The 13,707-nt window shown below is 63.2% G+C and carries 19 protein-coding genes; 9 read left to right on the forward strand and 10 right to left on the reverse strand.

All coding sequences use genetic code 11. From position 1 onward, the window contains the following. Nucleotides 1–158: 158 nt before the first annotated feature. Nucleotides 159–1,526 (reverse strand): FliI/YscN family ATPase, encoded by a 1,368-nt coding sequence (locus H7828_RS04835; protein WP_226779875.1) that lies wholly within the window; start codon nucleotides 1,524–1,526, stop codon nucleotides 159–161. An 84-nt stretch (nucleotides 1,527–1,610) separates the two neighbouring features. On the opposite strand from H7828_RS04835, the gene H7828_RS04840 reads away from it, so the two are divergent. From H7828_RS04840 to H7828_RS04880, 9 genes are read left to right on the forward strand one after another with little or no spacing between them, the layout of a single operon-like run. Continuing rightward, the gene (locus tag H7828_RS04840) at nucleotides 1,611–2,003 is read left to right on the forward strand and encodes a FlgB family protein (RefSeq protein WP_226779876.1); all 393 of its coding nucleotides are present in this window, start codon (nucleotides 1,611–1,613) and stop codon (nucleotides 2,001–2,003) included. A gap of 11 nt (nucleotides 2,004–2,014) precedes the next feature. Beyond that, entirely contained in the window at nucleotides 2,015–2,404 is a 390-nt protein-coding gene (gene flgC, locus H7828_RS04845) for a flagellar basal body rod protein FlgC (RefSeq protein ID WP_226779877.1), read from the forward strand. Between the two features lie 38 nt (nucleotides 2,405–2,442). Then, nucleotides 2,443–2,730 (forward strand): flagellar hook-basal body complex protein FliE, encoded by a 288-nt coding sequence (gene fliE / locus H7828_RS04850; RefSeq protein ID WP_226779878.1) that lies wholly within the window; start codon nucleotides 2,443–2,445, stop codon nucleotides 2,728–2,730. A gap of 6 nt (nucleotides 2,731–2,736) precedes the next feature. Beyond that, on the forward strand, nucleotides 2,737–3,003 hold the full coding sequence (locus H7828_RS04855) for a flagellar biosynthetic protein FliQ (RefSeq protein WP_226779879.1): 267 nt from the start codon (nucleotides 2,737–2,739) through the stop codon (nucleotides 3,001–3,003). Between the two features lies 1 nt (nucleotide 3,004). Then, the gene (locus H7828_RS04860) at nucleotides 3,005–3,721 is read left to right on the forward strand and encodes a flagellar hook-basal body complex protein (RefSeq protein ID WP_226779880.1); all 717 of its coding nucleotides are present in this window, start codon (nucleotides 3,005–3,007) and stop codon (nucleotides 3,719–3,721) included. Nucleotides 3,722–3,736: 15 nt separating this feature from the next. Next, a complete protein-coding gene (gene flgG / locus H7828_RS04865; RefSeq protein ID WP_226779881.1) occupies nucleotides 3,737–4,522 on the forward strand; it encodes a flagellar basal-body rod protein FlgG in 786 nt (261 codons plus the stop codon). Beyond that, nucleotides 4,519–4,947 carry a flagellar basal body P-ring formation chaperone FlgA gene (gene flgA / locus H7828_RS04870; protein ID WP_226779882.1) on the forward strand — a complete coding sequence of 143 codons (429 nt, stop codon included), beginning with the start codon at nucleotides 4,519–4,521 and terminating at the stop codon, nucleotides 4,945–4,947. Before flgG ends, flgA begins: the two co-directional genes overlap by 4 nt. 9 nt (nucleotides 4,948–4,956) lie before the next feature. Further along, nucleotides 4,957–5,676 carry a flagellar basal body L-ring protein FlgH gene (flgH, locus tag H7828_RS04875; protein ID WP_226779883.1) on the forward strand — a complete coding sequence of 240 codons (720 nt, stop codon included), beginning with the start codon at nucleotides 4,957–4,959 and terminating at the stop codon, nucleotides 5,674–5,676. A gap of 8 nt (nucleotides 5,677–5,684) precedes the next feature. Next, a complete protein-coding gene (locus H7828_RS04880) occupies nucleotides 5,685–6,197 on the forward strand; it encodes a flagellar basal body-associated FliL family protein (RefSeq protein WP_226779884.1) in 513 nt (170 codons plus the stop codon). A gap of 39 nt (nucleotides 6,198–6,236) precedes the next feature. Here H7828_RS04880 and H7828_RS04885 read toward each other — a convergent pair whose 3' ends face one another. The 9 genes from H7828_RS04885 to H7828_RS04925 all read right to left on the reverse strand — a co-directional run bounded on the left by H7828_RS04885 (nucleotide 6,237) and on the right by H7828_RS04925 (nucleotide 13,664). Beyond that, a complete protein-coding gene (locus H7828_RS04885) occupies nucleotides 6,237–6,578 on the reverse strand; it encodes a hypothetical protein (RefSeq protein WP_226779885.1) in 342 nt (113 codons plus the stop codon). Further along, entirely contained in the window at nucleotides 6,575–7,660 is a 1,086-nt protein-coding gene (gene flhB, locus H7828_RS04890) for a flagellar type III secretion system protein FlhB (RefSeq protein ID WP_226779886.1), read from the reverse strand. Before flhB ends, H7828_RS04885 begins: the two co-directional genes overlap by 4 nt. Beyond that, nucleotides 7,657–8,433: a flagellar biosynthetic protein FliR gene (locus H7828_RS04895; protein ID WP_226779887.1), complete on the reverse strand. Its 777-nt coding sequence runs from the start codon at nucleotides 8,431–8,433 to the stop codon at nucleotides 7,657–7,659. Before H7828_RS04895 ends, flhB begins: the two co-directional genes overlap by 4 nt. Beyond that, nucleotides 8,430–10,457 (reverse strand): flagellar biosynthesis protein FlhA, encoded by a 2,028-nt coding sequence (gene flhA / locus H7828_RS04900; protein ID WP_245398602.1) that lies wholly within the window; start codon nucleotides 10,455–10,457, stop codon nucleotides 8,430–8,432. Before flhA ends, H7828_RS04895 begins: the two co-directional genes overlap by 4 nt. A 202-nt stretch (nucleotides 10,458–10,659) precedes the next feature. Then, complete coding sequence (gene flbT, locus H7828_RS04905; protein WP_226779889.1) at nucleotides 10,660–11,064, reverse strand: flagellar biosynthesis repressor FlbT; 405 nt, start codon at nucleotides 11,062–11,064, stop codon at nucleotides 10,660–10,662. Further along, a complete protein-coding gene (flaF, locus tag H7828_RS04910) occupies nucleotides 11,061–11,423 on the reverse strand; it encodes a flagellar biosynthesis regulator FlaF (protein ID WP_226779890.1) in 363 nt (120 codons plus the stop codon). Before flaF ends, flbT begins: the two co-directional genes overlap by 4 nt. 91 nt (nucleotides 11,424–11,514) lie before the next feature. After that, nucleotides 11,515–12,828 (reverse strand): flagellin N-terminal helical domain-containing protein, encoded by a 1,314-nt coding sequence (locus H7828_RS04915; RefSeq protein WP_226779891.1) that lies wholly within the window; start codon nucleotides 12,826–12,828, stop codon nucleotides 11,515–11,517. 220 nt (nucleotides 12,829–13,048) lie between these two features. After that, on the reverse strand, nucleotides 13,049–13,390 hold the full coding sequence (locus H7828_RS04920; protein WP_226779892.1) for a flagellar biosynthesis protein FlgN: 342 nt from the start codon (nucleotides 13,388–13,390) through the stop codon (nucleotides 13,049–13,051). Beyond that, a complete protein-coding gene (locus H7828_RS04925) occupies nucleotides 13,380–13,664 on the reverse strand; it encodes a rod-binding protein (protein WP_226779893.1) in 285 nt (94 codons plus the stop codon). The genes H7828_RS04920 and H7828_RS04925 overlap by 11 nt, the downstream gene beginning before the upstream one ends. Nucleotides 13,665–13,707: the final 43 nt, after the last annotated feature.

Here is a 13,707-nt window from a genome sequence, read left to right on the forward strand (position 1 = left end):
TCGCTGTATATCTTGCCGCACAGGGCAAATGCCAATGCAAAATTCCTCGTGCGCGGCAGGAGGGGGAAACTTGCCACGGTTCGACTTGACAGGCGCACGGGCGAAAGATGACCACGACATGCCGTGACGGAAGGGCGGAGAGCGCGATTTGCTCGCGTTCAGGTCACGGGCAGACGGTCGGCTTCGCGGTTTACAGCGGCGGCGGATTTATGCTGAGCGGGAAAGCACCTTGCCAGCTTTTCGAAACTTGCACCGATACCTTCGGTTTCACGCTGTGCGACGAAGGCGTCCAGTTTCGGCCAGGCTAGGATGGCCGCATCGATCACCGGGTCCGACCCGCTGGAATATAGCCCCGACTGGATCATCAACTCGGCCCGTTCATAGGCCCCCAGCAGGCGGCGGGCCTGGGCGATCTGGTCGTTCTCGGTCGGGGTTGCGGCAAGGGGCAGCGCCCGTGAAACGGACCGCAGAACATCGATGGCGGGAAACCGCCCGCGTTCGGCGATGGCGCGGTCCAGCACGACATGGCCGTCAAGCACGCCGCGCAGGATATCTGCCACCGGCTCCTCCATGTCGGACCCGGCCACCAGAACCGTGAAGATCGCCGTGATGTCGCCCATGGCCCCGGCCCCCGGACCGGCCCTTTCGCAAAGCGTGGTGATGGCCGAGGCCGTGGTGGGCGGGTAGCCACGCAGGCTGGGCGCTTCGCCACTGGCAAGGGCGATTTCGCGGTGGGCATCGGCAAAGCGGGTGATCGAATCGGCCAGCAGAAGCACCTGCCTGCCCTGGTCGCGAAAATGCTCGGCCACCGTCATCGCCGCCGAGGCACACCTGCGGCGCAGCCCCGGCGAGCGATCCGAGGTGGCGGCCACGATCACCGTGCGCGCCATGCCCGACGGCCCCAGAACCCTTTCGACGAATTCGCGCACCTCGCGCCCGCGTTCGCCCACCATGCCGATCACCACGACATCGGCGGTGATGCGTTGCGCCAGCATCGCCAGGATCGTCGATTTCCCGACGCCGGACCCGGCAAAAAGCCCGATTCTCTGGCCCCGAATGATCGGCAGGATGGTGTTGAAGACGCACAATCCGGTCTCGAGCCGCGCACCCAGACCACGCCGTTCGGTCGGGTTGATCGGCTGTCCGGTCAGACGCCGCGTCGCCGTGCCCGGCAGCAACGGCCGGTTGTCCAGCGGCAGACCGTAGGGGTCGATCACCCGGCCGATCCAGCTGTCGTCGGGGGCCAGCACGGCAGCCCCCAGAAGCGCGACCCGCAACCCGATCCGCAGACCGTCCAGCGGCGAATCCGGAAGCACGGTAAGACGATCGCCCTCGATCCGCACGATCTCGCCGCGTGCGTGGCCCGTTGGCGTGGTGATCTTCACCAGATCGCCCATGGCGGCCTGGCGGGACAATCCGCCGACGATGATCCGACCATCCTCCAGCGCCACGATGCGGCCGACCGGGCGCGACACCTCGGTCCGCTCGACCACCCCCAGTACATTCTCAAATCCGACGTGGGCCATCCTGGCGCCTCCTTCATCCTGCGAACGCTTTGTAAAGGAATCAGGGTTAAGCCTTCGTGTAGCCAGATCGAGGGAGAAGCCCCGATGTTCGACAACATCGAAACGATGCAGACGGCACAGGCCATGGCCCGACATGCCGCACAACGCCAGGCCCTGGTGGCCCGCAACGTCGCCAATGCCGACACGCCCGGCTATCGCGCCCGGGATATGCCGGATTTCGCGCAAAGCATGGGGCAGACAGCGCCCGCCACCAACCTGCGTGCCACGCGGGCGGGCCATATCGCGCAAGGGCCAGGCACCCTGCCCACCCTCGGCACGGTCGAGGCCGGCGATGAACCTTCACCCAACGGCAACACGGTTTCCCTTGAACACGAAATGATCCGCGCCGCCGAGATACGCCAGCAGCATGACATGGCCATGGCGATCTATGGCAAGGCGCGCGACATCCTGCGCGCCAGCATCGGCCGCGGCCAGTAAGGAGCATCGGGATGAGCACTCTTCTTCAGGCGCTTGGCCTTTCGGCCAGCGGCATGAACGCCCAGGCCACCCGCCTGCGCCACGTTTCGGAAAACATCGCGAACGCCGATACCCCTGGCTATCGCCGCAAGACGGTGAGTTTCGATGCCGACATGCGGGCCGCAACGCCCGGCACCGTCAAGGTTGGCGATGTCAGCCTGGACCGGTCGGATCTGAACGAAATCTACGATCCCGGCAATCCGCTGGCCGGGGCCGACGGCACCTACCAGGGATCGAACGTCGATATCCTGATCGAAATCGCCGACGCCCGCGAGGCCCAGCGCAGCTACGAGGCCAACCTCAAGGTCTTCGATCAGGCGCGGCAGATGTCGCAGGGCCTGATCGAGCTGCTTCGGCGCTGAACGCGCCACCCCACCGACAACCAGAAAGGACATCCAGAATGGATATCAACGCCGTAAACGCCGCCCGCAACTATACCTCGGCCCGCCCCCTGACGGCCCCCGACCCGACAACACAGGGTGACGGCGCCTTCACCCAGATGGCGCAGGATTTCCTGGCCACCATGCAGCGCGGCGAAGCAACGGCCAACGCCGCGATGACCGGTGGCGCCGATCCGCATTCTCTGGTGCAGGCACTGGCGCAGACCGAACTGGCCATCGAAACGGCCGTCACCGTGCGCAACAAGGTGGTCGAGGCCTATCAGGAAATCCTGCGGATGCCGGTCTAGAGTGCCATGAACGAGGCGCTGTTCTATGACATCCTGCGGCAGGGCATGTGGATATCGGTCATGATCGCGACCCCGATCCTGGCCGTGGCCCTTGTGGCCGGGCTGACCGTGGGCCTGTTCCAGGCGCTGACCTCGATCCAGGAAATGACGCTGACCTTCGTGCCGAAACTGGCCGCGATCATCGTCGTCTTCTGGGCCAGCATGGGCTTCATGACGGAAACGCTCGTCTCCTTCTTCCACGACACCATCGTCGCAACCATCGCCGGAGGCTGATTTGGACAATTCCGTTTACACCACCCTGACCCGCCAATCCGGCCTGATGCGCGAAATGCAGATGGTCGCCAACAACATCGCCAACCTGTCGACAACAGGTTTTCGCAAGGAAGGGGTGATCTTTTCCGAGTTCGTGGATCGGCTGGATGGCGACGGGCCCTCCCTGTCGATGGCGGCGGCGCACGGGCGGCTGACCGACCAGGCCCAGGGCGTGCTGAGCCAGACCGGCGGGCGGTTCGATTTCGGGATCGAAGGACCGGGCTATTTCCTGATCGAAACACCCGAGGGGCAGGCGCTGACGCGCGCGGGCAGCTTCACCCCCTCGGCCGAGGGTGAACTTGTCACGCCCGACGGGTTCCGCCTGCTGGATGGCGGCGGGGCGCCGGTCTTCGTGCCGGGCGACGCCCGCGCGATCACCCTGGCGGCCGATGGCACACTGTCTGCCGATGGCCGCCCCCTGGCACAGATCGGCCTCTGGCAGGCCGCCTCGCCCCAGGACATGACCCGCCGTGACGGTGTGATGTTCAACCTCTCTGCCCCGCCCGAACCGGTGATCGAAGGCACGATCCTGCAAGGGTTTCTTGAAGGGTCGAACGTCAGCCCCGTGTCCGAGATCGCGCGGATGATCCAGGTCCAGCGCGCCTATGAGATGGGTCAGGGATTCCTCGACAAGGAAGATCAACGCATTCGCAATGTCCTGAGCACGCTCGGACGCTAACCAAAGGAGCCTGCCATGCGCGCCCTGCAAATCGCCGCGACCGGGATGAGTGCCCAGCAGATGCGGGTCGAGGTCATCTCGAACAACCTCGCCAACATGAACACCACCGGCTACAACGCCAGGCGGGCCGAATTTGCCGACCTTCATTCTCAACAGCTGTCCCGCGCCGGAACGATCAACGCCGCCGACGGAACGCAGCTTCCCACCGGCGTGCAGCTTGGGCTGGGGGTGCGCCCCGCCGCGATCAGCATGAACGTCGAACAGGGCTCCTTGTCGCAGACGGGTGGCGACCTCGACATCGCGATCGAAGGCGGCGGTTTTCTCGAGGTGACGCTGCCTTCGGGGATATCCGCATTCACCCGTGACGGTGCCCTGAAACGGTCGGGCGACGGGCAGATCGTGACATCCGACGGTCATTCCGTGGTGCCCGACATCACCATCCCCAGCGATGCGCGCGCTATTTCGATCAACGCCGAAGGCGAAATCTATGCCTATTTCAACGATCAGGTCGCGCCCCAGCTTCTGGGGCAATTCACCCTGGCCAGCTTCACCAACGTCAAGGGGTTGGAGGCGATGGGATCGAACCTGTTCCTGGAAACGCCTGCCTCGGGCCCCGCGCTGGTGGGTACCCCGGGCGAGGACGGGCTGGGCACCCTGCGCCAGGGCTATCTGGAAAGCAGTTCCGTCGATGCGGTGCGCGAAATCACCCAGTTGATCGAGGCCCAGCGCGGGTACGAGTTGAACGCCAAGGTGATCACAGCCGCCGATCAGATGCTTGGCGCAACGACGCAGATCCGATGATCCGCCTTTTGCTTCTTGCCTTGGTCGTGGCGCCCGCACAGGTTGCGGCCGATACCGTTGTGGCCGCCCGCACCATCCGCTCACAGGCCATCCTCACGCCTGCCGACATCACTGTCATCACCGCCGACACCCCCGGCGCGCTTTTCGACCCGGCCGAGGCGATCGGCATGGAGGCCCGCGTCGTGCTTTATGCCGGGCGGCCGGTCCGCCCCGGCGATCTTGCCGCGCCCGCCATCGTCGAGCGCAACCAGATCGTCATGGTCTATTACCGCAACGGCGCCCTGAACATCGCGATGGAGGGGCGCACCCTGGGCCGCGCCGGCATCAGCGACCGGCTGCGCGTCATGAACCTGGAATCGCGCAACACCGTCACCGGCACGGTTGCGCCCGATGGATCGATCATCGTTCTGAACGCCCTTCCCTGAGGATAAACCATGCGCATTTTCCTGATTTCCCTGGCCCTTCTTGTCGGCTGTTCCCGCCTTGGCGATGTCGGCCAGACCCCCGAATTCACCCCCGTCGACACCGGAAACGAGGTGAGTGCCATGGCCAACCCGGGCCTGCCCGAAACCCTGGAACCCGATCGCGCCTTCGACCGGGCCTCGCTCTGGAGCGGTGGGCGGCATTCCCTGCTGGGTGACAGGCGGGCCGAAACCCGCGGCGATATCCTGACCGTGGTGATCGAGATCGACGACAAGGCCGAGATTTCGAATTCGTCCCAGCGGTCGCGCAGCGGGTCGGAAAGCATGGGCATCCCTTCCCTCTTCGGCATCCCGCAGCGCATTGATGAGCGCCTGCCCGAGGGCGCCACCATGGCCGACGCCGTTTCAACCAGTTCCGCCAGCAGCAGCGCCGGCGACGGTTCGGTCCGGCGCAACGAAAAGTTGACCCTGAGGGTGGCCGCGACCGTGGTGAACGAGCTTCAGAACGGCGTGCTGCAGATCCAGGGCAGCCAGGAGGTGCGCGTCAACTTCGAGATCCGCGAGCTGATCGTCACCGGTTTCGTGCGCCCGCAGGACATCTCGCGCCAGAACGAAATCACCTACGACAAGATCGCGGCGGCGCGCATTTCCTACGGGGGCCGCGGTCAGATCACCGATGTGCAGCAACCCCGCTGGGGCCAGCAGATCGCGGATATCGTCCTGCCATTCTAGGAGCCATGATGACCAGACTTCTCTTACCGCTGTTGATCGTCCTGATCGGGCTGGGCGCGGGCGTGGGCGCCGGAATCGCGTTGCGGCCCGCCCCAACCGAAGAACCACAGGCTGGTGGCGAAATGGCCGAAGCCAACCCCTGCGGCGATATCGCACCGACCGCGGCACCGAAAAGCGAACCGGCCCCACCCCACGAAGCCAGCGATTTCGTGAAGCTGAGCAACCAGTTCGTCTTCCCGCTGATCGAAGAGGGCGAGGTCGCCGCATTGGTCGTGCTGAGCCTGACGCTGGAAGTGGCGCCGGGCCAAGGCGATGCCGTGTACCAGCGCGAACCGAAACTGCGCGATGGCTTCCTTCGCGTCCTTCTCGATCATGCGAATGCAGGAGGGTTCAAGGGCGCTTTCACGTCGAACCAGACCATGGAAAGCCTGCGCCGCGCCCTGCTGGAAAAAGGGCGCGAGGACCTGGGCGATGCGCTTTATGATATCCTGATCCTCGACATCAATCGTCAGGATACCTGAGCGTTTCGGGCCGGGCAGGGGGCAGACCTCTCGGCCCGGTCATTTCTTGCGCTGCTCAAGCTTGCCCAGAACACCGGCGCGGCCGAACGACAGGCGCGCCCGATCAAGGAACTGTTCGCGCGCAAGGGCAAGTTCGGCCATCCGCTGCTGGTATGCCGCGATCCGGGTTTCCGCCCATCGCTGCCAGGCCAGATCGACGCCGTTCCGGCGCGCCAGGTCCATGTCGGTGCTTTCGCCACGCCTGCGCAACTGGTGACGCAGCCTGTCAATATCGCCCTGAATTGCGTTCATCTGCGCCGAAATCCGGCTCAACTCCTGCAGATCCAGGTCGCGCTTCATTTCCGCAAGTCGCGCCAGCCGTTCAAGGCCCTCGCGGTTCATCTGCCCCGCGCCTTCTTGCGCATGGCCTCGGCAAACCGGATGGCCGCGGCAACCACCGCATAATGATCGGGGCGCACCTCGTCCCCCACTTCCAGTGTGGCGTGCAGCAGGCGCGCCGTGGGCGGGTCGCTGTGCAGCGGCACGCCATTCTCCTGCGCCCTTTCCCGGATCCGCGCGGCGATGCCATCCACCCCCTTGGCCACGCAGACAGGGGCGCGGCCCGATGTCCGGTCCCATTTCAGCGCGACGGCATAGTGGGCCGGATTGACGATCACGACATCCGCCTTGGGCACATCGTTCATCATCCGGTTCATCGCGATGTCATAGCCCTTTTGCCGGCGCTGCTGCTTGACATGGGGATCGCCCTCGGAGTCCTTCGCCTCGTCGGTCATGTCCTTGTGCGACATCCGGTTCTTGCGCAGATGCTCGGCCCGCTGCCACAGGAAATCGATGGCACCCAAGGCAAGGGCAACCACCAGAACCAACAGGAAGAAGGTCATCGCCAGCCGCAGCATGACAGCCGTGATCATCGCCGGTTCCAGGACCGCCGCCCCCAGAATCCGGGGCATGTTCGCCCAGAGAAACAGCCCCAGGATCACCGAATAGATCATCAGCTTGACGAAACTCTTGGCGAATTCGAACAGCCCGCCGCGCCCGAACTTGTTCTTCGCATTGGCCAGCAGGGAGATGCGGCTGAGCTTGGGTTGGAGCTTTGATCCGGTGACGACAAAGGCCCGTTGCCCGAAGACCGAAACCAGCGCAAGAAGCCCCGGAACCAGCAACCAGGGCGCCAGATCGCCCGCGATGGCCCGTGCATAGCCCCGGCTGGCTGCCGCACCGCCACCATCGAAAATCTGCCGTGCCAGCGTTTCGGATCGCGCCAGGATGCCCGCCAGCACCTGCCCCAGATCCGAAAGGCTTGCCGCGCCAAGCGCCCCACCGGCCAGAAGAAACCCGGCATAGGCCGCCGCGGTGATCAGATCGTTCGAGCGCGCGACTTCGCCCTTTTTGCGGGCATCTTCAAGCTTTTTTGCCGATGGTTCGTACTGCTTGTCGTCCTGCTCGTCATCGCCGCCGCTCATGGAGCACCGCCGAAGGGCGCCGCCAGGAACCCGTCAAACCGCCCCGACCAGGTGAACAGGATCATCGGCAGGGCCAACGCAAGCAGAATAAGCCCACCCGCCGTGATGGCAGGCGCACCGACAAAGGCCACCATCAACTGCGGCATCGCCTTGTTGATGACGCCAAGCGCCAGATTGTACACCAAGGCCGAAATGATGAAGGGCGCAGCAAGCGAAAAGGCCAGGTTGAAGGCGATCACGACCTGCTCCAACCCCCAGGGCATGAGATTTCTGCCAAGGGGCAGCACGCCCAGGGGAAAAACCTGGTAGGAATAGAGGAAAAGCATCGCGATCTTCACATGCAGGCCCAGCATGGCCGCGAGGGCAAGGCCGGCGATCACCATGATATGCCCGATGGCTGGCAGCGGATCGGCGGCATGCCCCCCAAAGATCTGAGCCAGCGACGTCGCCTGCGCCGCCATGGAGCCACAGATCTGCAGGGCCATGATGAACAGGCGCAGCCCGGCCCCAATCGCCAATCCGACAATGGTTTCGGCAGCCAGGACGATTCCCAGGGGTGGCATTCCGGACATGTCGGGAAATTCTACAGCCACGCCCGGCCCCACGATCGCGGAAAACCCCAGGGCAAGCACAAGGCGCACCCTTGCGGGAACCACGCGTTCACCAAAGACCGGCATGACCGAAGCCGCGGCGCCGACACGCAGGAACACAAGAAAACCGACCGCAAGAAGGGCCTGAACCTGCGCCAGTGCCTCGGCCAGAACCGCAGTCACGCGGCCACCACGCCGACAAGAGAAGGGCGCGCATCGCTGCCGATCTCCTCGAACGACAGAACCGGGTTGGTAATTCCCTTGGCCGCCATCACCATATGCAAGAAGCGCCGACGACGCGTCGAGGTGACCAGCGCCGGAAAGACACCGGTTTCACCGACCGCCCCCACCTTTTCGGATATGGCGCTGGCCAGGCGATTGAACTCTTCCGGGGGAAGCGCGATTTCCGGCGCGCCCTGTTCGCCTTCGATCTGGTGGGCGGCAAATGTCTCTTCCCATTCGGCGGCCAGTTGCAGCAGCGGCAGCGTTCCGTCCGGGCGCCGCAGTTCGGCCACCAGTTGGAACCCCAACCGATGGCGCACCTTTTCACAGATCATCTCGGGGCTGGCCCTTGCGCTGCGCGCCTCGGCGATGGCTTCGAGGATCAGCGGCAGATTGCGGATCGAGACCCGCTCCGCCAGCAGCAGACGCAAGACCGAAAGCAGCAGATCGACCGGCACCTTCTCGGGGATCAGTTCATCCAGAAGCCGCCTGTTGGCTTCACTGCGGGACGCATCACTGAGGTGGGTGAATTCATCCAGCAACCGCCGCAGGGCCTTCATGGTCATCAGCCGGGGGAAATTCTGCTTCATGATCTCAAGAAGATGGGTCGCAAGAACCTCGGTCGGGGTAACGGTCGTGACACCGCCAATCGCGGCGCGGTCCTGCGCCTCTTTCGCAATCCAGCGGGCCGGTGCCTTGTAAACCGGTTCCTTCACATCCTCGCCGCCCGGCATCTCGGCGCCTCCATCCGAAATCAGCGCCAGGATGCGATCGGGAAAGACCCGATCACGCACCTGTTCGACGCCCTGAATCCGGACGACATAGGTGCCCGATGGCAGCGACGCATCGTCGGTCAGTCGAATCTCGGGCAGGATAAGGCCATATACCGTCGCCACATGGCGGCGCATGTTGCCGATCCGCGCGTCCAGCCCGCTGGCCGGATCAAGAACCATCGGAACCAGGTCGGGGGCGAACTCCAGGTGAATGTCGTCAAGATCGAGGATATCGCCCATCACGGTTTCGCTGATGCTTTTCTCGTCGCGAACCGGGGTTGCGGGCATGGCGGCGCGCCGCCTGGCCTGTCGGTATCCGGCAAGGGCAGCCGCCCCCAGGGCAAGCCCGCCCAACATGAACGGCAGGAACGGCAGGCCCGGGAACAGCGCAAAAAGGACCATTAACAGCGCAACAGTGGCCAGCGCCGCAGGATATCGCCCCAGTTGTGCGAACAAGGCGATGTCTGTCGAACCGGTCGCCCCCCCGCGCGCCAAAAGCAATGCCGATGCGATAGAGATGATGACCGCCGGAATCTGGCTGACCAACCCGTCACCAACGGTGAGGATCGCATAGGTTTCAAACGCCTTTCCCACCGCCATATCGTGGACGACCACGCCGATGACGAGGCCCATCAAAAGATTCAGCAAGGTGATGAGAAGCCCCGCGATGGCGTCGCCCTTCACGAATTTCGAAGCACCGTCCAGCGATCCGAAGAATGTGGTCTCTTGCTGTTCACGCTCCCTCCTGGCCTTGGCCTCGGCGTGGTCGATGGCCCCTGCCGACATGTCGCTGTCGATGGCCAACTGTTTGCCCGGCATGCCATCAAGGGCAAATCGCGCACCAACCTCGGCCATGCGCGCCGCCCCCTTGGTGATCACGACGAAATTGACGATCAGCAAGACGCAGAAGACGACCAGCCCAAGAAACAGGCTGCCCCCCATGACGAACATCGCAAAACCTTCGATCACTTCGCCGGCGGCCGCGGTACCGGTGTGGCCCTGCCCGATGATCAGCTTCGTGGAGGAAACGTTCAGTGACAGGCGCAACATGAGCGATGCGAGAAGGATGGTGGGGAACGATGAAAAATCAAGCGGCCGGGATATGAAGAGCGTCAGCGTGAACATCAGGATCGCCAGCGCGAAAGAGACCGTCAGACCGATATCAAGCACCAGTGGCGGCATCGGAAGGATCATCATGACGATGACCCCCATCAATGCCAGCGCCAATAGCACCGTCGGCTGAAATACGATCTTCAACGGAAAATTCTTCACCGCGCACCTCACCCTGATTCAAGACTCTTTCGATGATCGTCGGGCAAGGTTAAGTTATGCTTACCAAATATCCTGGATAATCCTGACCGGCATCGCCGGCTCAGTTGACGGTCGCTGCCCATCAACCAGAATGATATGGGGTTCAGCTCCTCCCCATCGCGAACAACTGCTCTTCCTTCGGAAGAAGGGTTCGGAGGTGTTTGAGAACATAGTAATGTTGCGCGTTCTCGACCGCTTCGACCGCAAGGCGCAGCGCCGCCTGGCTTTCGCCATCCAACAAGACCTGCGACAGTTGCGCGATGCCACGCAGAAGCTGCGATTTGCCTGCGCCCTCATCAGCCTCACCACACAGGATCAGTTGCGCGACATAACAGACGCGACGCACCGGGGTCGTTACCTGCTCAGGGTGCAGGGCATCGCGCAGCCTCAGGATATTCACCCCGGGGGTCACGATATTCAACCGGCCCCGTCGTACGCCATTCTCGATCACGGCACCATTGATCAGGACGCGTTCATTTGGGGCCAGCTTCAGGACAAGGCCGCTCATCTTGCATCTCGCTGTTGACGCAGACCGGCCATGATGGCGGAATTCACCTCGATCAGGGCCGCCATCGACCCAGAACCATTCAAGACCTTGCGGCCCTGTGCATGGCTGAACTCGGCCAGATAGAAGATTCTGGCCCGAAGGTCCTCGGGCAGCCGGTTCTCCGGATCGGAAACGTCAGAGGCCAGCAAAGTCCACAGGTTTCGGTTGTCGAGAATGGCTTTCGCCTTCTCAGGTGCTGTTCTCGCATTCTGCAACCCACGGGTCACCATGGCGAATGCGTCGTATTCGGTGCTCTGGGCGCTGCGCAGAGGGGTCACGACAGGTGAATAGGCGGTTTTGGCAAGTTGAAAGGCGTTCACGGCTTGTCCCTTTTTAGACGTGCGCAATCAGGCCACCCGGTGGGATGGCGATGGTCGGGGGGCGCCCTTATGGTGCCCCCCGGATCGGTCGTTACCGGAACAGCGACAGGATGGTCTGCGGCGCCTGGTTGGCGATCGACATGGCCTGCACGCCCAGCTGCTGCTGAACCTGAAGCGCCTGGAGCCTGGCCGAAGCCTCCTCCATGTTGGCATCGACCAGCGATCCGATACCGGCCTTCAAAGCATCCGTCAGGCCCGACACGAAGCTCGACTGGGTTTCGATCCGTCCGGCGGCCGAACCGAATGCGGCGGCCGAGTTGATCGACGTCTGGATCAGCCCTTCGATCCCTGCCAGCGCGGCCGAAGCGCCCTTTTCGGTTGTCACGTCGATCTCGCCAAGGATGGCAAGGCCGCCGCCCACGGTTCCGCCTGCGTCAAGGTCGACGTTCGCCGCAGCCGAGGCCGCCAGGGCGGTTCCTGTGTTGTTCGTCACCGTCACGACGTTGTTGCTGACGGTCACGCTGAAGTCGTTCTCCAACCCCTGCTCGGCCAGGCGGAAGTTCATCATCGCGGCCATGCCGCTGGCCACATCGGCGGTGGTGTCGCCGTCCTTGGCGGTATAGATCGCCTCGTCCTTGCCACTGGCGGCGGAACCGAAGGGTGTACCGGAAACAGCCGCGTCGAAGATCGCCATGTCGAAGGCATAGCTGTCGCCCGCCATGACTGCCTTGGTGCGCCCCGCTGTCGTGGTTTCGCCGTTGATCGTATAGGTCGCCGAAGCGGCGCCGTTTGCGGTGGCGGTACCTGCCGCCGTCATGGCCGCGGCGGCAAGAACCAAGGCGCCCTTGCCGGCTTTCGTCGTGCTCAGATCCTGCTTGTTGACCGTGATGTCGCTGCTTGTCACGCCACTGCCCGATCGATCGATCGAGGACAGGACATTGACCAGACCGGAATCGTCGTTGTTTCCGGCGGCAGTATAGGCCGTGGTGGTCTTGTCGTTGGACAGGAGATTGAGACCGTTGAACTGCGCGGCGCCCACGACCGAACCGATCTGATCGCGCAAAGCCGTGACGTCAGCCTGAAGCTTCTCGCGATCGACATTCGATTCCTGCGAGGCGACGATCTTGTCCTTCATCTTCGTCAGCAGGTCGGTCACGGTTTCCGCGGCTTGCCGCCCCACGGCGACGGTGGATTCCCCCAGGGCAAGGCTGTTCGAGATGGCCTTGAAGCCCTGAACGTCGGATTCCATCACCTTGGAAATTGCCCAGATGGCCGAATTGTCCTTTGCGGTGGCAACGGATTTACCGGTCGAAATCTCATCCTGAGTCTTCTGGAGATTCGAATTGATGGATTTCAGGCTTTGCAGCGCAACCATTGCGCCGGTATTGGTCAGAATGCTGGACATTTTTTTTCCTTGGTATAACGGCGCTTTTGCGCCTGGTGACAGGGCCGCCCCGCAATTGAAACGGCAGTTTATCCGCCATTCTGACGTTCCCGCCCGTTCCACATATCCTGTGGCAGTTCGGCGGTTTCACCTGTTCTGATGAACATGCCCAACTTCACCGATGTGGCCTAACAAGTTGCTAACGCCCGTCGGTGACATGGGTCTGTTTTTAGATGAATTTTCAGGCACGCCTTTGCAGCGTCCGCACCGGTGCCGCGAATTCGGACTTGGCCCCGTTTGCCGAGTAGGTCGTCGTCGGCATGCCCCGCCGCAAATCAGCCAGCCGCACCATGGCCGAGCGGATGCCCTCCTGCGCCGCGGACAGAAGCGCGCGGTTTCGCTCGGACAGCTCCGCCAATCGGCGCAATTCGCCCTCGCTGACGGGCTCGCTGGCCAGAGCGGTCAACAGCCGCTCTTTCTTACCGGAAACACGGCGAAGCCGCTCCAGATCGCCGCTCAGAAGGTGGCGTCTTTCCTCGTCACAATATCGTTTCAGCAGCGCGGCAACCGATCTACGTTCCATTTTCCATCCTCGTTTTCAAACTGTTGAACAGGTGCTCGGCCAATCCGATCCCGCCAGCCGATACCATCTGTTCGGCCTGTGAGCGGCGCAGAAAGGACGCGAACTGATCTTCCCCGGCGCCGCCACCGAAGGATTCGCTGGTTTGGCCAAGGCCTGCCGACTCGAGCATCAATGACAGGAAGTTCGTTTCGATATCGCGCGCTGCCTGGTGCAGATCGGCGCCCTTCAGGGCATCTGATGCGATGCCCCCAGGCCCAGTGACATTGGCAATCATGGTGTCTCCTCTCTTTTGCGCCAGGAAACAGTAGCGCGGTAAA

It is taken from the genome of Oceaniglobus trochenteri (assembly GCF_020529025.1).
GTDB lineage: Bacteria > Pseudomonadota > Alphaproteobacteria > Rhodobacterales > Rhodobacteraceae > Oceaniglobus > Oceaniglobus trochenteri.